Source organism: Pseudomonas sp. KT_2_4 (assembly GCF_041410225.1).
GTDB classification, from domain to species: Bacteria; Pseudomonadota; Gammaproteobacteria; order Pseudomonadales; family Pseudomonadaceae; genus Aquipseudomonas; species Aquipseudomonas paracarnis.
The window spans coordinates 2642967-2662316 of record NZ_CP166962.1; the positions used below are offsets into that span (position 1 = coordinate 2642967).

Sequence of the window (19350 nt, forward strand, 5' to 3'; positions counted from 1 at the left end):
CGCGTGCTACCCGCACTCAGCGTGTCCTGGCACCGCCTTACCATGTCCGACCGGCGTTTGCTCCCATCCCGAGCCGCTCCGCGCATAGCCCTGATCCATGGGTGTTCGACCAATAATAATCCGCGTCCAAACGCGCAATAACCGTCAGGGATAACGTTATGAGCACCACCTACCAAGAGGCCGCGAGCGCCGCACCTGCCAACTCGACCGCCCGCGTCGCCACGGCGAGCATCGTCGGCACCGCCATTGAGTTCTACGATTTCTACATCTACGCCACGGCTGCCGCTCTGGTGATCGGCCCGGTGTTTTTCCCACAGACCTCCGGCACCGCACAGATGCTGGCGTCGTTTCTGACCTTCGGCATCGCCTTTATCGCCCGGCCACTGGGGTCGGCGTTGTTCGGTCACTTCGGCGACCGCATCGGCCGTAAATCAACCCTTGTGGCTTCGCTGCTGCTGATGGGGGTGTGCACCACCTTGATCGGCTTGTTGCCGGGCTACGACAGCATCGGCGCCTGGGCCCCGATTCTCTTGTGTGTTTTGCGCTTCGGCCAAGGCCTCGGCCTGGGTGGAGAATGGGGCGGCGCGGCCTTGCTGGCGACCGAGAATGCCCCCAAGGGCAAGCGCGCCTGGTTCGGCATGTTTCCCCAACTGGGCCCGTCGATAGGCTTCCTGGCGGCCAACGGTTTGTTCCTGATTTTGGCCATGAGCCTGAATGACGAGCAATTTCGCAGCTGGGGCTGGCGCATTCCGTTCATCCTCAGCGCCGCGCTGGTGATGGTGGGCCTGTATGCGCGCCTCAAACTGCATGAGACGCCGGTGTTCGCCAATGCAGTGGCCAAGGAAAAACCCGTGAAAGTGCCGCTGGTGGAACTGTTCAGCCAGCATTGGCTGCCGGTACTGCTGGGCGCCGCGTCGATGGTGGTGTGCTATGCGCTGTTCTACATCACCACGGCGTTTTCGTTGAGCTACGGCGTTTCCACCTTGGGCTACAGCCGTGAAACCTTCCTCGGCCTGCTGTGCTTTGCGGTGCTGTTCATGGGGCTGGCAACGCCATTGGCCGCCTTGGCCAGTGATCGCTACGGGCGCAAGCCGGTGCTGATTGTCGGCGCGGTCCTGGCAATTCTGTCGGGCTTTACCATGGAGCCGCTGCTGACCCATGGCTCGACCTGGGCGGTGGCGCTGTTTTTGGCCCTGGAGCTGTTTTTGATGGGCGTGACCTTCGCACCGATGGGCGCGCTGCTGCCAGAACTGTTCCCGACCCGCGTGCGTTATACCGGCGCATCGGCGGCGTATAACCTGGGTGGAATCGTGGGGGCGTCGGCGGCGCCGTTCTTCGCGACCAAGCTGGTGGCGATGGGTGGGCTGAGTTATGTCGGTGGGTATGTGTCGGCGGCAGCGTTGCTGAGTTTGATTGCAGTGCTGTGCCTGAAAGAGACGCGGGATAATGATTTGAACAAGGTCGCCTGACCCCATGCTCGTTCCCAAGCTCTGCGTGGGAATGCAGTTAGGGACGCTTTGCGTCCCCAAGCGCGACGCAGAGCGTCACAAGAGGCATTCCCACGCAAAGCGTGGGAACGAGCGTGGAGGCTTAGAGCTCTACAACAACAGCCTTGGAAGCACGGGTCGCCTTGGCACGAGCCGCTTCAATCGACTCGTCCCGCGCCAGTGCCACGCCCATACGGCGCTGACCATTCACTTCAGGTTTGCCAAACAGACGCAACGCTGTATCCGGCTCGCTCAGCGCGGCGCCGAGGTTGGCGAATGCGGTCTGGGTGGACTGCCCTTCCACCAGGATCACCGCAGACGCCGAAGGCCCGAACTGACGGATCAACGGGATCGGCAGGCCGAGGATGGCGCGCGCGTGCAAGGCAAACTGCGACAGGTCCTGAGAAATCAGGGTCACCAGGCCAGTGTCATGGGGGCGCGGCGACACTTCGCTGAACCACACCTGATCGCCTTTGATGAACAACTCCACACCAAACAGACCACGACCGCCCAAGGCTTCGGTCACGGCTTTGGCTACGCGCTCTGACTCTGCCAGGGCAATGGGGCTCATGGCCTGCGGCTGCCAGGACTCCTGATAGTCGCCCTTCTCCTGGCGATGCCCTACCGGCGCGCAGAAGGTGGTACCGCCGATGTGGCGCACGGTCAGCAGGGTGATTTCGTAGTCGAAGTCGATAAAACCTTCGATGATCACCCGGCCCTTGCCGGCACGCCCGCCCTCTTGGGCGTAGTCCCAGGCTTTCTGCACGTCATCAGTGCTGCGCAACAGGCTCTGGCCCTTGCCCGACGAACTCATCACCGGCTTGACCACGCACGGAAAACCCAGGTCCTGGACGGCCTTGCTGTAGTCTTCGAAGGTGTCGGCGAAGTGGTACGGCGAGGTCGGCAGGTCCAGTTCTTCGGCGGCCAGGCGACGGATGCCTTCACGGTTCATGGTCAACGACGTGGCGCGGGCGGTCGGAATGACGGTAAAGCCTTCGGCCTCCAGTTCCACCAGGGTCGCGGTGGCGATGGCTTCGATTTCCGGCACGATAAAGTGCGGTTTCTCCGCCTCGATCACCGCACGCAATGCGGCCCCGTCAAGCATGTTGATCACATGGCTACGGTGCGCCACCTGCATGGCCGGCGCGTTGGCGTAGCGATCCACGGCAATCACTTCAACGCCCAGGCGTTGCAGTTCGATTACCACTTCCTTGCCCAGCTCACCGCAGCCACACAGCAAAACGCGGGTCGCGGTTGGCGACAATGGAGTTCCGATTCGGGTCATCTCAGGTCCTCAGGGGAGCGGATCATGGGGGAGAAAGGCCGGCATTTTACATGAACTGTAAAAATTGGCCTCAGTTGGCGACAGCCCGCCGGCGGATGCGCCAGGCCATGATCAGCCAGACCACGGTGACACCGGCGAACTTGGACACCAACGCCGTGCCCGCCACCGCCGGCGTCAGTGCGCCGATCAGGCCGAAAAAGATAAAGGTATCGAGGGGAATGCTCAGCGCCGAACTTATCCACAGGCGGTCATGCAGCGGGCGCTTGGTGATGCTGAACACCAGCCAGTCGATGCATTCGGACACCGCAAACGCCGTGGCACTGGCCAGGGCGATGGACGGGTCGGAGGTGATATAGGACAGCACCAGTGCCGCCAGCATGGCGATGATTGCGCCATGGCCGAAGCGGGTTTGCACCATGTCGCGCAGGATAAATACCAGGCCGCCCCAGGCGGACCAGATGATGTCCAGGTGTGGGGCGGTGGAGAAGGCGAAGTTGATCAGCACGACGCTGCTGATGTAGGCGATCAGGAAAAACATGGAGGATGGACCTGTGGGCAATGCCGCACAGGGTACACAATTACAAGGATGTCGTCTGGCAGGGCCTCATCGCAGGCAAGCCAGCTCCCACATGTGAGGGTATTCACACATCAAGGGTGGGAGCTGGCTTGCCTGCGATGGCGGCCTGTCAGGCGCCAGATTTTCCAGGGGTCATCCACACCATCCCACTCGCCACCGCCCGCTCATGGCACAACCCCAGCACCACCCGGCGCTCGGCGTTGTCCATGCGGCTCCAACGCGTGATTTCATCCACATTGCGCTGGCAGCCGGTGCAGATATCGTCATCATTCAGTGCGCAAATGCTGACGCAGGGCGAGGCGACCGGTCGCTCAATCGTGCTCATTCCTGCTCGACCAGGTCACGGGCATAACGCTGCGAGTTATGCACATAGTGCGCAGCGCTGGCTTCGAGCATCCGCTTCTGCGCCTCGGTCAGTTCACGCACCACTTTTCCCGGTGACCCCATGACCAGCGAGCCATCGGGGATTTCCTTGCCTTCACCGATCAGCGAGTTGGCGCCGATGATGCAGTGCTTGCCGATCTTGGCGCCATTGAGGATCACTGCGTTGATACCGATCAAGCTGTAGTCGTCAACGGTACAGCCGTGCAGCATGGCGTTATGGCCGATGGTCACGCCGGTGCCGAGGGTCAGCGGGTAACCCATGTCGGTGTGCATCACGCTGCCGTCCTGCACGTTGCTGTTCTTGCCGATCAGGATCAGCTCGTTATCGCCACGCAACACCGCGTTGAACCAGACGTTGGCGCCCTCCTCCAGCTTGACCTTGCCTACCAGCGTGGCATTGGGTGCGACCCAACTGTTGGGATGCGTCTCGACGCGGGCGTCGCCCAGGCGGTATTTCATGGTTTTCCCTCACGGCTTGCCATTCATGCGATGGCTTAGATATTGATAAAACTTTTGGGCGGCTGGTGCAGGCTGATCTTGGCATCGTCATAGAGCAGGTTGATCAGCTCGACGATCATGATCGCCGTCAGCCCCCAGATCTTGTATTCGCCGAACCTGTAACTTGGCACATACCAACTGCGGCCCTGGTAATCGATGCGGTGGGTATGTTCGCGCGGGTCCTGGCGAAAGAACTCCAGCGGCACGCTGAAAACAGCGGCAATTTCAGCGTCGTTGGCCAGGTATTCAACGTAATCGGGGATCACGCCCACATACGGCGTTACGCGGATGCCGTGCAGGGAAATCAGCGGGCTCAACGGGCCGATGACTTCAACCAGCCCCGGCGGCAGGCCGATTTCTTCTTCGGCTTCGCGCAAGGCGGTAAAGATCAGGTCCGGGTCTTCGGGGTCGCGGCGCCCGCCGGGAAAGGCCACTTCGCCACCGTGGGTCGACAGGCCGCTGGCGCGCAGGGTCAGGATCAGCTCGGGTTCGTCACTGCGGGTAATCGGCACCAGCACCGCAGCCTCGGGGAAACGCCCGTCGGTTTCCAGAGTGTGGGGGGTGTGGTTGCTTACCCGGCGAAGTAGCTCGTCCAGCATGAGTCATCTCGGTCTGTTGGCTACTTTGCATCATGCACCAAAGCGTGCGAGCGCCCAACCCCAAAACCGCAGCGCTGTCGCGAAACGACAACTTGCAGGAACGCCCGGCACCGAGCCAAGATGTGCCCATTGTCCAGGAACCCCAGCATGAATTTCTGCAGCCAGTGCGGCAAACCGGTAACCCAACGCATTCCCGAAGGCGACGCACGCCTGCGCTATGTATGCGACCACTGCTCGACCATTCATTACCAGAACCCCAATATCGTCGCCGGTACCGTGCCGGTATGGGGCGACCAAGTGCTGCTGTGCCGCCGCGCCATTGAGCCACGCCTGGGTTACTGGACCCTGCCCGCAGGCTTTATGGAAAATGGCGAGACCGTCGAACAGGCCGCCATGCGTGAAACCCTGGAAGAAGCCTGCGCCCGGGTGCGCAACCTGAGCATCTATACCCTGATCAACGTGCCGCACATCAGCCAGGTGCATATCTTCTACCGCGCCGAACTGATCGACCTGGACTTCGCCGCTGGCCAGGAGAGCCTGGAAGTGAGGCTGTTCGACGAAGCCGACATCCCTTGGTCCGAGCTGGCTTTCCGCACGGTCGGGCGTACCTTAGAATGCTTCTTCGCTGACCGTCGCCAACAGGCGTACCCGGTACGTAGCGAATCTGTGCCACCGCTGTCCAAGCCCGCCCAATAACAAGCCGGCCAATGTCGCCAAAGGGATACCGTTTCAATGCGTTGGTTGCTTGCTCTGATCTGCCTGTCGTTCGCCACGCTGTCCCCGGCCTCCACGGTGCAAACCCTTGGCGGTAAAACGGTCGAGAAAGTCCTGGTACTCAAGTCCGCCCACCAGCTGCAGCTGATCAACGACGGCAAGCCGTTCAAGACCTATCGCATTTCCCTGGGCAAGAACCCCAAGGGCCACAAGCTGATCGAAGGCGACCGCCGCACACCCGAAGGCCTCTACTGGATCGACTGGCGCAAGACCAGCGACCGCTTCAACCTGGCCATGCACATTTCCTACCCGAACATCAGCGACGCCGCCCGCGCCCGCCGCGAAGGCGTGAAGCCGGGCAGCATGATCATGATCCACGGCACCCCCGACACCGAAGACTACCCGGAACAGTGGTTCCACACCCTGGACTGGACCGACGGCTGCATCGGCATGCGCAATGTGGATATGCGCGAAGTGTGGAATCTGGTCAAAGACGGCACCCTCATCGAGATTCGGCCGTAATCGCGTGCCGTTCGTAAAATAATTCGAAAATAATTCCTGCCCCAGGCAGCGCCTGCCGGTGAATACCAGTTCACCGCGCGGGACCCTGCACTTGTGCGCGCCACAAAGACCTCTCTAATACCACTTGACCCCAAGCCCCATTAAAGCGCCCTGAAACCGGGATTCGCACCGTTTTGGTAGCATTGACATGGTATTTAAGTGGTATTAGTTTTCGGCCATTACCGGGCGACAACACTCCAATAACGCATCGGAAACCTGACAGATGAACCCCATCCTGGCCCTGCGCCCCGACGATAAGCAATCCACGCCGCTGTACCTGCAACTGGCCCGCAGCCTTGAAGCAGCGATCCATGCCGGCCAGTGGAAATCCGAACAGGCCCTGCCTTCGGAACGCGCCCTCAGCGAGCAACTGAGCATCTCGCGGGTCACCGCCCGTAAAGCGCTGGAAGTGTTGTTGGCTCAAGGCCTGATCCGTCGCAGCCAAGGCTCCGGCACCTTCATCACGCCGCGCCTGGAACAACCCTTGTCACGCCTGTCGGGGTTCAGCGAAATGCTGCGGCTCAAGGGGTTTGTGCCCACGTCTCAGTGGTTGGAGCGCGACATCACCCCGCCGACCCATGAAGAACTGATCCGCCTGGGCCTGTCGCCCACCGACAAAGTGGCGCGCCTCAAGCGACTGCGCAAAGCCGATGACACGGTGATGGCGATTGAAATGACCGCCATGCCGGCCTCGGTGTTGCCCCATCCCCAGGCCATCGGCAATTCGTTGTACGAATACCTGGAAAGCATCGGCAAGCCCATCGTGCGCGCCTTGCAGCATATCCAGGCGATCAATGCCTCGGATGAGTTCGCCGCGCTGGTCGGCATCGCCCCCGGCACCGCCATGCTGCTGATGACCCGCGTGGGCTACACCGCCGATAACACGCCGATTGAAATCACCGACACCTACTGCCGCAACGATTACTACGACTTTGTCGCAGAACTGCGCCGCCATGATTATTCCGCCGAATTGCGAACTTAGAGAACTGCCCATGACTGAAGACAATATCCTCACGCCCAGCGGCTGGATGCGTGGTCGCCTGGTGCACGAGCACGGCAAGGTTGTCGCCATTGACGGCACGCCGTGCGACCCGGCCGACAACGACCTGCCCTACCTGCTGCCGGGCTTTATCGACCTGCATGTGCATGGCGGTGGCGGCGCGGACATCATGGAAGGTGCGGGCGCCTTCGAGACCATTACCCGTACCCACGTGCGTTTTGGCACCACCTCGCTGCTGGCCACCACCATGACGGCGCCGGTGGAAGAAATCTCCCGCGTGCTTGGTGAGCTCGGCACGTTCTGCGAACAGCGCCCAGCCGGCAGCGCTCGCGTACTCGGCGTGCACCTGGAAGGCCCCTACATCAATCCGGGCAAACTCGGCGCCCAACCCAACTTCGCCCACACCGCGTTGATGCAGGAAGTGGAAGCCTACCTGCGCCTGGCGCCGATCCGGGTGATCACCATCGCCCCGGAAATCGCCGGCCACGACGGCCTGATCCGCGCCCTCAGCGAACGCGGCGTGCGCATGCAGATCGGCCATACCCTGGGCAGCTATGAAGAAGGCGTTGCCGCCCTGGCCGCTGGCGCCACCAGTTTCACCCACTTGTACAACGCCATGAGCCCGCTGCATCACCGCGAACCCGGCATCGTCGGCGCCGCGCTGGCCCACGCCCAGTACGCCGAGCTGATCCCGGACTTGCTGCATGTGCACCCTGGCGCCATGCGCGTGGCGTTGCGCTCGATTCCCTGCCTGTATTGCGTCACCGACTCCACCGCCGCCGCCGGCATGCCCGACGGCGAGTACAAGCTGGGCAGCCACACCGTGACCAAATGCCTGGGCGGCGTGCGCCTGGCCGATGGCACCCTGGCCGGCAGCACCCTGACCATGGACCAGGCGCTGCGCAACCTGGTGAAAATCGGCCTGCCCATCAGTGAAGCCTCACAACGCCTGTCGCAATTTCCTGCGGACTACCTGGGCTTGCAAGAACGCGGCCGCCTGCAACCGGGCAGCTTTGCCGACTGCGTGCGCCTGGACCGCTCCCTGACACTCACCGACGTAATGGTCGAAGGAGACACCATTGACTTCAAAAATGCTTGAAGAGGCCCTGGCCTCCTGCGACGCCGTCGCGGCCCAACTGCAACGCCTGGACCCGATGCTGGAAGAAATCGCCGGCCGCCTGCGCCGCCAGCCACCACAGGTGGCGATGACCATCGCCCGCGGCAGCTCCGACCATGCCGCCAGCTACTTCGCCTACCTGGCCATGCAACACGTGGGCATTCCGGTGGCGTCGCTGCCAATGTCGGTGGTGACCCTGTTGCAGGCGCCGATGAAAGTCAGCGGCCAAGTGGCGTTTGGTTTCTCCCAATCTGGGCAGAGCCCGGACCTGGTCAACAGCCTGCGCCTGCTACGCAAGCGGGGTGCCTTGAGCATCTCGATGGTCAACGCCGAAGACTCACCGCTGGAAGCCGCGTGTGAATTTCATGTGCCGCTGTGCGCCGGGCCGGAACTCAGCGTGGCCGCCACCAAGAGCTTCATCGCCACCCTGAGCGCCAGTGCACAGTTGGTCGGCCACTGGAATCAAGAAGCCGACTTGCTGCAAGCCTGTCAGGCCTTGCCCGAGGGCCTGCGTGACGCCGCCAGACAGGATTGGCGCCTGGCCGTCGACGCCCTCAAAGGCAGCCAGCGCTTGATGGTGATCGGCCGTGGCGCCGGGTTTGCCATCGCCCAGGAAGCCGCGCTCAAGCTCAAGGAAACCTCGGCGATCCAGGCCGAAGCGTTCAGCAGCGCCGAAGTGCGCCACGGGCCGATGGCCTTGATCGACGAGAACTACCCTCTGCTGGTGTTCGCCCCACGCGGCGCCGAGCAGGCCGGCCTGCTGAGCCTGGCCGCCGACATGCGCCAACGCGGCGCCCGCGTGTTGCTGGCCGCGCCGGACGATATCGCCGAACGCGACCTGACGCTGAGCCGCGCCGAACACCCGAGCCTGGACCCGATCCTGGCGATCCAGAGCTTCTACGTGATGGCCGCCGGCCTGGCGCAGGCACGGGGCATGGACCCGGACCAACCGCGCCACCTGAGCAAAGTCACCCGCACGCACTAAAGCGGCGTTTTCCTGATGAGTACCGTGCCCATGCCCAACAACAATAATCCATTGACCCTTAGCGCCCCCTTGAGTGGGCCGGTGCTGGCCCTGAACCGCGTCCCCGACGAAGTGTTCGCCAGCGGCGCCATGGGCGACGGTATCGCTATCGACCCGCTGAACGACTGCCTGCAGGCGCCCTGTGACGGCGTGATCATCCACGTCGCCCGCACCGGGCACGCCCTGACCATCCGCGCTGATAACGGTGCCGAAGTACTGATGCATGTGGGCATCGACACCGTGGAACTCAATGGCGAAGGCTTTGCCTTGCTGGTGAAGGAAGGCGCACGGGTGAGCGAGGGTCAGCCGTTGGTGCAGTTTGATCTGGACCGCATTGCGCGCCAGTGCAAGAGCCTGGTGAGCTTGATCATCCTGACCAACAGTGAGCGCTTTGAGCTGCAACCGATTGCAGGCAAGACGGTGAAGGTCGGTGACGCGCTGATGCGGATTGCCGTGCGCACATCCGCACCGGTTAACACCGCTGTGGATAACTCGGACGCGCAAGTGAGCGCTACAGTGCGCATCACACACCGTGGCGGATTGCATGCACGCCCTGCTGCACTGATCCGCAAGACTGCTCAGGGTTTCAGCAGCCAGTCACAGCTGCACTTCGGTGATAAGACGGCGGCTTGCGACAGCTTGATCGGCCTGATGGGGCTGGGCATTGGTGAAGGTGACGAGGTACGGGTGAGCTGTCGCGGCAAGGATGGCGAGGCGGCGTTACAGGCATTGGTCGCCGCGCTGTCCGTGGCGATCCACGAGGAACACCACACGCCGGTCGCCGCCACACCACGCCGGGCGAATACCGAAGCCAATGTGCTGCAAGGCGTCTGCGCCGCTCCGGGCTTGGTATGTGGGCCGCTGTTCCGCCTGGCGGGCATCGAGTTGCCGGAAGACACCGACACCCATAACTTCGACGAACAACTGCAACGACTGGATGTGGCTCTTGAGCAAGTGCGTGGCGAAATCCGCAACACTCTGGAACTGGCCCGCCAACGCAAGAACGTCGAAGAAGAGGAGATCTTCGCCGCGCACCTCGCTCTGCTGGAAGACCCGACGTTACTCGACGCCGCCAGCGCAACCATCGAACAGGGCAGCGCCGCCACCCACGCCTGGCGGGATGCGATCCAGGCCCAGTGCGCCGTGCTGCTGGCATTGGGCAAGCCACTGTTTGCCGAGCGCGCCAACGACCTGCGCGACCTGCAACAACGGGTGCTAAGGGCGTTGCTGGGTGAAGCCTGGCATTTCGAATTGCCGGCGGGGGCGATTGTCAGTGCCCATGAGCTGACACCTTCGGACCTCCTGCAATTGAGCGCGCAACAGGCTGCGGGCATCTGCATGGCCGAAGGCGGTGCGACCTCCCATGTGGCGATTCTGGCCCGGGGCAAAGGCCTGCCATGTCTCGTCGCCCTGGGCAATGAAGTGCTCGACGTACCCCAAGGCCAACGGGTGGTGCTCGATGCCGCCAACGGCCGCCTGGAACTGGCCCCCAGCGAAGCGCGCCACGCCGAAGTTCACCAGATTCGCGAAACACAGAAGTTGCGACGCCAGCAGCAACAGGTCCAAGCCCGGCAATCGGCGAACACCACTGACGGCGTGACGGTTGAAGTCGCGGCGAATGTCGCCTCCAGCGCCGAAGCCCAAGTGGCGTTTAACAACGGCGCCGACGGCGTCGGCCTGCTGCGCACCGAATTCCTCTTCGTCGACCGTCGCACCGCGCCGGATGAGCAAGAACAGCGCCAGGCTTATCAGGCCGTGCTGGATGCCATGGGCGACAAGTCGGTGATCATCCGCACCATCGATGTGGGCGGCGACAAGCAGCTCGACTACCTGCCGCTGCCCGTCGAGGCCAACCCGGTACTGGGCCTGCGCGGTATTCGCATGGCTCAGGTACGCCCGGAACTGCTCGACCAGCAACTGCGCGCCCTGCTGCAAGTTACCCCGCTGGCGCGTTGCCGCATCCTGCTGCCGATGGTCAGCGAGGTGGATGAACTGCTGCAGATCCGCCAGCGCCTGGATGAACTGTGCGCGGAGTTGGAGCTGACGCAACGCCCCGAACTGGGCGTGATGATTGAAGTGCCCGCCGCCGCGCTGATGGCTGAACAGTTGGCTGAACACGCGGACTTTTTGTCCATCGGCACCAATGACCTGTCCCAGTACACCCTGGCCATGGACCGCGACCACGCAGGCTTGGCCGCCCGTGTTGACGCGCTGCACCCGGCGCTGCTGCGGCTGATCGCCCAGACCTGCGCCGGTGCGGCGAAACACGGCCGTTGGGTCGGCGTGTGCGGTGCCCTGGCGTCGGACCCGCTGGCCACGCCAGTACTGGTTGGCCTGGGAGTCACCGAGCTGTCGGTAAGCCCGCCGCAGATCGGCGAAATCAAGGACCGCGTCCGCCACCTGGACGCGGCGCAATGTCGGCAACGGAGCCTTGAGCTGCTCGACCTGAGCAGCGCCAAGGCCGTTCGCCAAGCCTGTCAACACCACTGGCCGCTGAGCTGAAAACAACAAGAATAGGGAGACACGCCATGTACCAACACTTTATCGAAGGCCTGCAACGCCTGGGCCGCGCACTGATGCTGCCGATTGCGATCCTGCCAATCGCCGGCTTGCTGCTGCGCCTGGGCGACACCGACTTGCTCAACATCGCGGTGATGCACGATGCCGGGCAGGCGATCTTCGCCAACCTGGCGCTGATCTTCGCCATCGGCATTGCCGTGGGTTTTGCTCGCGACAACAACGGCACCGCCGGCCTGGCCGGGGCGATTGGCTACCTGGTGATGATCTCCACACTCAAGGTGATGGACACGTCCATCAACATGGGCATGCTCGCCGGTATCGCCAGCGGCCTGATGGCGGGCGCGCTGTATAACCGCTTCAAAGACATCAAGCTGCCGGAGTACCTGGCGTTCTTTGGCGGACGACGCTTTGTACCGATTGTCACCGGCTTTTCGGCGGTGGGCCTGGGCGTAATCTTTGGCCTGATCTGGCCGCCGATCCAGCACGGCATCAACAGCTTCGGCGTATTGCTGATGGAAAGCGGCAGTCTGGGTGCGTTCGTATTCGGCGTATTCAACCGCCTGCTGATCGTCACTGGCTTGCACCACATCCTCAACAATATGGCGTGGTTCGTGTTCGGCACGTTTACCGACCCGACAACCGGCGCGGTGGTGACCGGCGACCTGACCCGCTACTTCGCCGGCGACCCGAAAGGCGGCCAGTTCATGACCGGTATGTTCCCGGTGATGCTGTTCGGCCTGCCGGCGGCGTGCCTGGCGATGTACCGCAACGCGTTGCCGGAGCGGCGCAAGGTCATGGGCGGGATCTTCCTCTCGATGGCGCTGACCTCGTTCCTGACCGGGGTGACCGAGCCGATTGAATTCGCCTTCATGTTCCTCGCACCGTTCCTCTACTTGCTGCATGCGCTGCTGACCGGCCTGTCGATGGCCGTGACCAATATGCTGAATATCCACCTCGGCTTTACCTTCTCCGGTGGTTTTATCGACATGGTGCTGGGCTGGGGCAAGTCCACCAATGGCTGGCTGGTGGTACCGGTGGGCCTGGCCTACTCGGTGATCTACTACACGGTGTTCAGCTACTGCATCCGCCGCTTCAACCTGAAGACACCGGGGCGTGAAGATATCCAGGTGGTGCAGGCCGAAGCGATGAGTGACAACCAGCGTGCGACGGCTTATATCCAGGCGTTGGGTGGTGCGCAGAACCTGCTCAGTGTCGGCGCTTGCACTACGCGCCTGCGCTTGGACATGGTGGATCGCAACAAGGCGGTGGATGCTGAACTGAAAGCGCTGGGTGCCATGGCTGTAGTGCGCCCGGGTAACGGCGGCAGTTTGCAGGTGGTGGTTGGGCCGATGGCCGATAGCATTGCTGATGAGATTCGCTTGGCGATGCCGGGGTTTGTTGCCGCAACGCCTGTAGCGGTTGCGCCTGTGGATAAGCCGGTGGCGGTGAATGTACACGAGGCCGAAAAGTGGCTGAATGCCCTGGGCGGCCGAGAGAATGTGCGCCAACTGGAAGCGGTAGCGATGACCCGGTTGCGGGTGGAGTTGGGGGATGATTCGGTGCTGTCTGAAGCGGACCTCACTGCGCTGGGTTGCAAGGGTGTGAGCCAGCTGGATAGCGGGGTTTGGCACTTGTTGATTGGTGACAAGGCTTTAGGTTTGGGTGAGGCTTTGGAGCGGTTGGTTACCCGCCCTATCAACGCCTGACCGATCGTTCCCACGCTCTGCGTGGGAATGCCGCCTCGGACGCTCTGCGTCCCGCCCTGCGCAAGGGTGACGCTGAGCGTCACAGGATGCATTCCCACGCGGAGCGTGGGAACGATCAGTTAGCCGTGGCTGCTGACACTTCGTGAAGATCCAGCACCCGATCCACCATCAACTGGATCCCTTCCACCATCCGATGAATCCCCAGCACTGCATCACGCAGGGAGCCGTCGACATCAAAAGCCAGTTGACCCGCCAGTGCCTGCACGGATGCCAAGTCTTGACCGATCGTTCCCACGCTCTGCGTGGGAATGCCGCCCCGGACGCTCTGCGTCCCGCCCTGCGCAAGGGTGACGCTGAGCGTCACAGGATGCATTCCCACGCGGAGCGTGGGAACGATCAGTTAGCCGTGGCTGCTGACACTTCGTGAAGATCCAGCACCCGATCCACCATCAACTGGATCCCTTCCTTCATCCGATGAATCCCCAGCACTGCATCACGCAAGGGGCCGTCGACATCAAAAGCCAGTTGACCCGCCAGTGCCTGCACGGATGCCAGGTCTTGACCGATCGTTCCCACGCTCTGCGTGGGAATGCCGCCTCGGACGCTCTGCGTCCCGCCCTGCGCAAGGGTGACGCTGAGCGTCACAGGATGCATTCCCACGCGGAGCGTGGGAACGATCAGTTAGCCGTGGCTGCTGACACTTCGTGAAGATCCAGCACCCGATCCACCATCAACTGGATCCCTTCCACCATCCGATGAATCCCCAGCACTGCATCACGCAGGGGGCCGTCGACATCAAAAGCCAGTTGACCCGCCAGTGACTGCACGGATGCCAGGTCTTGGGAGGCGTTGGCGAGCAGGGTTTCGCTGTTCAGGTTGGTTAGGATGGTGAAGATTTGGTCGGTGGGCTGGGAATCAGATGGGGGATTTGGGCTGTCTTTGATCATGGTAAACCTCTGGTGTGAAGTAAGAACTACCAGCATCACTTGCAGATGATGGGTGGCAGCTGTGTGCGGGCCTGCAAGACCGAGAATCACCAGCAAGTCTCGGTAGACCCGAAGGTCTCCCGCACACAGCCGCCATAAATGGCGACCATGAAAAAGCGCCGCAATTATAAAGGCGCTTGTGACTAACTGGTGAGGTTTCGGCGGGCTTGCAGTCCCGGTCGCTGAATTGGCAGCGACTGACGAAGGTTAGTGGTACCCGTTCCGAGGGACAACCTGAAAGGCTTGTCGGAAAGTTCTGAGGCGCCTGCACCGGCGCCATCGCAGGCAAGCCAGCTCCCACAGTGGGTTGATGCATGACAGGACAACACGATCAAACTGTGGGAGCCGGGCTTGCCCGCGATGAGGCCTTCACAGCCAACAAAAAACCCGCTGACCAAACTGGCCCAGCGGGTTTCTTGTTTATGCAGCCAGCCGATCAAAAATCCGCCAACTGCCACACCTCATACGCCGGTGTCTCATACGGGTGACTGAGTTTCAAAGCAGCCACGACAGCCGCAATCAACTCATCCGCCACCACCAGCTCAACCTTCCACTCTTCAACCACTTCAACCTGGCCGACCTGCCCGATAAACGGCTGGCTGCCGTCCAACGCGCGGAATTGGCCCTGGCCCAGCACTTGCCAGGCGCAGCTGTCGTAGTCGCCGATGCGCCCGCCGCCGGCTGCGAAGACGGCGGTTTTTACCGTCTCCACATGGCTGTCGGGTACGAAGAAGGCGAGCTTGTACACGGCCTTAGTTCACCCACACGCGAGCGTTGCGGAACATGCGCATCCAGGCGCCGTCTTCGTTCCACTCTTCCGGGCGCCACGAGTTTTGCACGGCGCGGAACACGCGCTCCGGGTGCGGCATCATGATGGTCACGCGGCCGTCGCGGCTGGTAAGGCCGGTGATCCCGCGCGGCGAGCCGTTCGGGTTGGCCGGGTAGCTCTCGGTGACCTTGCCGTGGTTGTCGACGAAACGCAGGGCCACGGTGCCGGACAGGTCGGCTTCAAGCAGCGCTTCTTCGCTGCTGAATTCGGCGTGGCCTTCACCGTGGGCGATGGCGATTGGCATACGCGAACCGGCCATGCCCTGCAGGAAGATCGAGTTGGACTCCTGCACCTGCACCATGGCGACACGGGCTTCGAACTGCTCGGAACGGTTACGCACAAAGTGCGGCCAGAACTCGCTGCCCGGGATCAGTTCGCTGAGGTTGGACATCATCTGGCAACCGTTGCACACACCCAGGGTGAAGCTGTCGTTGCGTTCGAAGAAGCCCTGGAACGCATCGCGGGCACGGCTGTTGAACAGGGCCGACTTGGCCCAGCCTTCACCGGCACCCAGCACGTCGCCGTAGGAGAAACCACCGCAGGCCACCAGGCCTTTGAACTTATTGAGGTCAACGCGACCAGCGAGGATATCGCTCATGTGCACGTCGATCGCATTGAAGCCGGCGCGGTCGAACGCCGCCGCCATTTCCACCTGACCGTTGACGCCTTGCTCACGCAGTACGGCAACCTGTGGGCGAATGCCCTTCTTGATGTAAGGCGCTGCGATGTCCTGGTTGACGTCGAAGCTGAGCATGGTGCTCAGGCCCGGGTTGTCTTCTTCCAGGATCACGTCGAATTCCTGCTCGGCGCAGTCGGCGTTGTCGCGCAGACGCTGGATCTGGTAGCTGGTCTCGGCCCACTGGCGTTGCAGCAAACGACGCTGACCGGTAAAGACCGTGTCGCCGTTGAAGGAGATATTGACTTCGCCGTTGTTGATCGGCTGGCCAATCACCGCCACGCACTCGGCCAGGCCAGCGGCGCTGAACTGCGCGAGCACGTCTGGGGTAGCGTCCTGGCGCACCTGGATCACCGCACCCAACTCTTCGTTGAACAGGATGCCGTTGATTTCGGCAGCATCCTCGGCAACGCTGTCGAGCACGATGTTCAAGCCGCAGTGACCGGCGAAGGCCATTTCGACAACGCTGGTCAGCAAACCACCGTCGGAACGGTCGTGGTAAGCCAACAGGTGGCCGTCGGCGTTCAGGCCCTGGATCACGGCGAAGAAGGCCTTGAGGTCTTCGGCGTCGTCGACGTCCGGGGCCTGCTTGCCGAGCTTGCCGTGGGTTTGCGCCAGGATCGAGGCGCCCATGCGGTTCTGGCCACGGCCCAGGTCGATCAGGATCAGGTCGGTGGTGCCCTTGTCCATGCGCAGTTGCGGGGTCAGGGTCTGGCGGATGTCGGTGACCGGCGCGAAACCGGTAACGATCAACGACAGCGGCGACGTGACGCTCTTGTCGGTGCCGTCTTCGTTCCAACGGGTGGCCATGGACATGGAGTCCTTGCCCACCGGAATGGTGATACCCAGTTCCGGGCACAGCTCCATGCCGACGGCTTTAACCGTGTCGTACAGGCGCGCATCTTCACCCGGGTGGCCGGCAGCGGACATCCAGTTGGCCGACAGTTTGATGTCGGACAGCTTGCCGATACGCGAGGCAGCGATGTTGGTGAGGGTTTCACCAATGGCCATGCGGCCCGACGCCGGAGCGTCCAGCAGGGCCAGCGGCGTGCGCTCGCCCATGGCCATGGCTTCACCGGTGTACACGTCGAAGCTGGTGGCGGTGACGGCAACGTCGGCCACCGGCACCTGCCATGGGCCGACCATTTGGTCACGGGCAACCAGGCCGGTGATGGTGCGGTCGCCGATGGTGATCAGGAAGCTTTTGCTCGCCACGGCCGGATGGTGCAGCACGCGTTCGATGCTGTTGGCCAGGTCCAGCGTGCTTGGGTCGAAATCATCGCCCAGTTCAGCTTCACGGTTGGCCGAACGGTGCATGCGCGGGGCCTTGCCCAGCAGCACTTCCAACGGCATGTCCACGGGGCTGTTGCCGAAGTGGCTGTCGGTGACGGTCAGTTGCGGCTCGGCAGTGGCTTCGCCGACCACGGCAAACGGGCAACGCTCGCGTTCGCAGATGGCCTGGAAGCGTGCGAAGTCTTCAGGACCGACGGCCAGTACGTAGCGTTCCTGGGATTCGTTACTCCAGATTTCGTGCGGGGCCATGCCCGGCTCGTCGTTTGGAATGTTGCGCAGCTCGAAACGGCCACCACGGTCGCCATCGTTGACCAGTTCCGGGAAGGCGTTGGACAAACCGCCAGCGCCGACGTCGTGGATGAAGCTGATCGGGTTCTTGTCACCCAACTGCCAGCAACGGTCGATGACTTCCTGGCAACGGCGTTCCATCTCAGGGTTTTCGCGCTGTACGGAAGCAAAGTCCAGATCTGCCGAGCTGGTGCCGGTGGCCATGGAAGAGGCCGCACCGCCGCCCAGGCCGATCAGCATCGCCGGGCCGCCGAGCACGATCAGCTTGGAGCCGACCAGAATCTCGCCTTTCTTGACGTGTTCTTCACGGATGTTGCCCATGCCGCCGGCCAACATGATCGGCTTGTGGTAGCCGCGCACTTCATCGCCACGCGGGGTGGTGATGGACTGCTCGAAGGTCCGGAAGTAACCGGTGAGCGCCGGGCGCCCGAATTCGTTGTTGAACGCGGCGCCGCCCAGCGGGCCTTCGATCATGATGTCCAGCGCCGTGACGATGCGCTCAGGCTTGCCGTACGGCACTTCCCACGGCTGTTCAAAGCCCGGGATCTGCAGGTTGGACACGGTGAAACCGGTGAGGCCCGCCTTGGGCTTGGCACCACGGCCGGTGGCGCCTTCGTCACGGATTTCGCCGCCCGAACCGGTGGCTGCGCCCGGGAACGGGGCAATCGCGGTCGGGTGGTTGTGGGTTTCAACCTTCATCAGGATGTGCACCGGCTCCTGCACCGCGCCGTACTGGCGGGTTTCCGGATCCGGGAAGAAGCGACCGGCGACGGAGCCGACGATGACCGAGGCGTTGTCCTTATAAGCCGACAGAACGCCTTCGCTGTGCATCACGTAGGTATTCTTGATCATGCCGAACAGGCTTTTTTCCTGGCTTTGGCCGTCGATGTCCCAACTGGCGTTGAAGATCTTGTGACGGCAGTGCTCGGAGTTGGCCTGGGCGAACATCATCAGTTCGATGTCGTGGGGGTTGCGCTTCAAGCCGGTGAAGGCGTTGACCAGATAGTCGATCTCGTCTTCGGCCAGGGCCAGGCCCAGTTCGGTGTTGGCCTTCTCGAGGGCGGCGCGGCCACCGCCGAGCACGTCAATCGCGGTGAGCGGCTTGGGTTCGGCATGGCTGAACAGGCCGGCAGCCTGTTCCAGCTGGCTGACGATGATCTGGGTCATGCGGTCATGCAGGCTGCTGGCGATCAGCTCGGCCTCGGCGTCGCTGAACTGCCCGGCGACGTAGAAGGCGATCCCACGCTCCAGGCGCTGGATTTTGTCCAGGCCGCAGTTGCGGGCGATGTCGCTGGCCTTGCTCGACCAGGGCGAGATGGTGCCGAACCGTGGCAGAACCAGGAACAAGCGGCCAGTCGGCTCTTGAACGGGAACGCTTGGGCCGTACTTCAGAAGGCGTGCCAGCACTTGCTGTTCGTCGGCGGTCAAGACGCCGGTTACGTCGGCGAAGTGAGCAAATTCAGCGTACAGGCCTGTAACAGCTGGAACCTTCTGGCTCAGTTGCTCAAGGAGTTTGCTGTGGCGAAAGGCAGAAAGGGCAGGAGCGCCGCGCAGGATCAACATCTTCGGGACAGCCTCGGGAAGGGGTGTGCTTTGAGGCCGTGCATTCTAGCGTAAACCTTCGCCAACGGCACCCGAAACGCTACCGGTGGCCGCCGCCGAACGTCAGTTGGCACGCTTTGCCTGCGATCACGGCGTGATGCAGGGCATTGGGCGCAGTTATTTTAACCGTCACAATCACTCGCCAAGCCCCGTTTCTGCGGGCTGCAGCACAGTTTTACGCTGGCTAGCAGACAAGTGCGCCGC

18 protein-coding genes are annotated in these 19350 nt (G+C 62.5%); 8 read left to right on the forward strand and 10 right to left on the reverse strand.

Features of this window, described 5'->3' with window-relative positions; genetic code table 11:
* Positions 1–158: 158 nt before the first annotated feature.
* Positions 159–1469: an MFS transporter gene (locus AB9N64_RS12180; RefSeq protein WP_003193968.1), complete on the forward strand. Its 1311-nt coding sequence runs from the start codon at positions 159–161 to the stop codon at positions 1467–1469.
* 121 nt (positions 1470–1590) lie between these two features.
* On the opposite strand, the gene purT is transcribed toward AB9N64_RS12180, so the two are convergent.
* The 5 genes from purT to AB9N64_RS12205 form a co-directional block, all read right to left on the reverse strand.
* A complete protein-coding gene (purT, locus tag AB9N64_RS12185) occupies positions 1591–2772 on the reverse strand; it encodes a formate-dependent phosphoribosylglycinamide formyltransferase (protein ID WP_014719785.1) in 1182 nt (393 codons plus the stop codon).
* A 70-nt stretch (positions 2773–2842) separates the two neighbouring features.
* Positions 2843–3310 carry a preQ0 transporter gene (locus AB9N64_RS12190; RefSeq protein WP_014719786.1) on the reverse strand — a complete coding sequence of 156 codons (468 nt, stop codon included), beginning with the start codon at positions 3308–3310 and terminating at the stop codon, positions 2843–2845.
* A gap of 148 nt (positions 3311–3458) precedes the next feature.
* Positions 3459–3674 (reverse strand): DUF1289 domain-containing protein, encoded by a 216-nt coding sequence (locus tag AB9N64_RS12195; protein WP_014719787.1) that lies wholly within the window; start codon positions 3672–3674, stop codon positions 3459–3461.
* On the reverse strand, positions 3671–4192 hold the full coding sequence (locus AB9N64_RS12200; RefSeq protein ID WP_014719788.1) for a gamma carbonic anhydrase family protein: 522 nt from the start codon (positions 4190–4192) through the stop codon (positions 3671–3673). Before AB9N64_RS12200 ends, AB9N64_RS12195 begins: the two co-directional genes overlap by 4 nt.
* Positions 4193–4227: 35 nt before the next feature.
* Complete coding sequence (locus tag AB9N64_RS12205; protein WP_017736785.1) at positions 4228–4830, reverse strand: CoA pyrophosphatase; 603 nt, start codon at positions 4828–4830, stop codon at positions 4228–4230.
* Between the two features lie 147 nt (positions 4831–4977).
* Here AB9N64_RS12205 and AB9N64_RS12210 point away from each other — a divergent pair, with 147 nt between their 5' ends.
* The 7 genes from AB9N64_RS12210 to nagE all read left to right on the forward strand — a co-directional run bounded on the left by AB9N64_RS12210 (position 4978) and on the right by nagE (position 13472).
* Positions 4978–5526: an NUDIX hydrolase gene (locus AB9N64_RS12210; protein ID WP_003193976.1), complete on the forward strand. Its 549-nt coding sequence runs from the start codon at positions 4978–4980 to the stop codon at positions 5524–5526.
* Between the two features lie 36 nt (positions 5527–5562).
* Entirely contained in the window at positions 5563–6066 is a 504-nt protein-coding gene (locus AB9N64_RS12215; RefSeq protein ID WP_014719790.1) for a murein L,D-transpeptidase family protein, read from the forward strand.
* Between the two features lie 262 nt (positions 6067–6328).
* Entirely contained in the window at positions 6329–7087 is a 759-nt protein-coding gene (locus tag AB9N64_RS12220) for a GntR family transcriptional regulator (protein WP_003193978.1), read from the forward strand.
* Between the two features lie 10 nt (positions 7088–7097).
* Positions 7098–8204 carry an N-acetylglucosamine-6-phosphate deacetylase gene (gene nagA / locus AB9N64_RS12225; RefSeq protein ID WP_014719791.1) on the forward strand — a complete coding sequence of 369 codons (1107 nt, stop codon included), beginning with the start codon at positions 7098–7100 and terminating at the stop codon, positions 8202–8204.
* On the forward strand, positions 8185–9207 hold the full coding sequence (locus AB9N64_RS12230; RefSeq protein WP_014719792.1) for an SIS domain-containing protein: 1023 nt from the start codon (positions 8185–8187) through the stop codon (positions 9205–9207). Before nagA ends, AB9N64_RS12230 begins: the two co-directional genes overlap by 20 nt.
* Positions 9208–9237: 30 nt before the next feature.
* Positions 9238–11748 (forward strand): phosphoenolpyruvate--protein phosphotransferase, encoded by a 2511-nt coding sequence (gene ptsP / locus AB9N64_RS12235; protein ID WP_371360390.1) that lies wholly within the window; start codon positions 9238–9240, stop codon positions 11746–11748.
* A gap of 26 nt (positions 11749–11774) precedes the next feature.
* Entirely contained in the window at positions 11775–13472 is a 1698-nt protein-coding gene (gene nagE, locus AB9N64_RS12240) for an N-acetylglucosamine-specific PTS transporter subunit IIBC (RefSeq protein ID WP_014719794.1), read from the forward strand.
* Between the two features lie 115 nt (positions 13473–13587).
* On the opposite strand, the gene AB9N64_RS12245 is transcribed toward nagE, so the two are convergent.
* The 5 genes from AB9N64_RS12245 to purL form a co-directional block, all read right to left on the reverse strand.
* Positions 13588–13782 carry a DUF6124 family protein gene (locus tag AB9N64_RS12245; protein ID WP_235986465.1) on the reverse strand — a complete coding sequence of 65 codons (195 nt, stop codon included), beginning with the start codon at positions 13780–13782 and terminating at the stop codon, positions 13588–13590.
* An 86-nt stretch (positions 13783–13868) separates the two neighbouring features.
* The gene (locus tag AB9N64_RS12250) at positions 13869–14063 is read right to left on the reverse strand and encodes a DUF6124 family protein (RefSeq protein ID WP_371360391.1); all 195 of its coding nucleotides are present in this window, start codon (positions 14061–14063) and stop codon (positions 13869–13871) included.
* An 86-nt stretch (positions 14064–14149) separates the two neighbouring features.
* A complete protein-coding gene (locus tag AB9N64_RS12255; protein WP_014719795.1) occupies positions 14150–14419 on the reverse strand; it encodes a DUF6124 family protein in 270 nt (89 codons plus the stop codon).
* Positions 14420–14894: 475 nt separating this feature from the next.
* Positions 14895–15206 (reverse strand): NIF3 1, encoded by a 312-nt coding sequence (locus AB9N64_RS12260; RefSeq protein WP_014719796.1) that lies wholly within the window; start codon positions 15204–15206, stop codon positions 14895–14897.
* Between the two features lie 4 nt (positions 15207–15210).
* Positions 15211–19107 carry a phosphoribosylformylglycinamidine synthase gene (purL, locus tag AB9N64_RS12265; RefSeq protein WP_371360324.1) on the reverse strand — a complete coding sequence of 1299 codons (3897 nt, stop codon included), beginning with the start codon at positions 19105–19107 and terminating at the stop codon, positions 15211–15213.
* Positions 19108–19350: the final 243 nt, after the last annotated feature.

Coding starts and splice junctions, on each gene's coding strand:
- AB9N64_RS12205 (WP_017736785.1), bottom strand. CDS start 4,830: ATGCTGGACGAGCTACTTCGCCGGGTAAGCAACCACACCCCCCACACT.
- AB9N64_RS12180 (WP_003193968.1), top strand. CDS start 159: ATGAGCACCACCTACCAAGAGGCCGCGAGCGCCGCACCTGCCAACTCG.
- AB9N64_RS12255 (WP_014719795.1), bottom strand. CDS start 14,419: ATGATCAAAGACAGCCCAAATCCCCCATCTGATTCCCAGCCCACCGAC.
- nagE (WP_014719794.1), top strand. CDS start 11,775: ATGTACCAACACTTTATCGAAGGCCTGCAACGCCTGGGCCGCGCACTG.
- nagA (WP_014719791.1), top strand. CDS start 7,098: ATGACTGAAGACAATATCCTCACGCCCAGCGGCTGGATGCGTGGTCGC.
- AB9N64_RS12210 (WP_003193976.1), top strand. CDS start 4,978: ATGAATTTCTGCAGCCAGTGCGGCAAACCGGTAACCCAACGCATTCCC.
- AB9N64_RS12190 (WP_014719786.1), bottom strand. CDS start 3,310: ATGTTTTTCCTGATCGCCTACATCAGCAGCGTCGTGCTGATCAACTTC.
- AB9N64_RS12215 (WP_014719790.1), top strand. CDS start 5,563: ATGCGTTGGTTGCTTGCTCTGATCTGCCTGTCGTTCGCCACGCTGTCC.
- AB9N64_RS12200 (WP_014719788.1), bottom strand. CDS start 4,192: ATGAAATACCGCCTGGGCGACGCCCGCGTCGAGACGCATCCCAACAGT.
- ptsP (WP_371360390.1), top strand. CDS start 9,238: ATGCCCAACAACAATAATCCATTGACCCTTAGCGCCCCCTTGAGTGGG.
- AB9N64_RS12220 (WP_003193978.1), top strand. CDS start 6,329: ATGAACCCCATCCTGGCCCTGCGCCCCGACGATAAGCAATCCACGCCG.
- purL (WP_371360324.1), bottom strand. CDS start 19,107: ATGTTGATCCTGCGCGGCGCTCCTGCCCTTTCTGCCTTTCGCCACAGC.
- AB9N64_RS12195 (WP_014719787.1), bottom strand. CDS start 3,674: ATGAGCACGATTGAGCGACCGGTCGCCTCGCCCTGCGTCAGCATTTGC.
- purT (WP_014719785.1), bottom strand. CDS start 2,772: ATGACCCGAATCGGAACTCCATTGTCGCCAACCGCGACCCGCGTTTTG.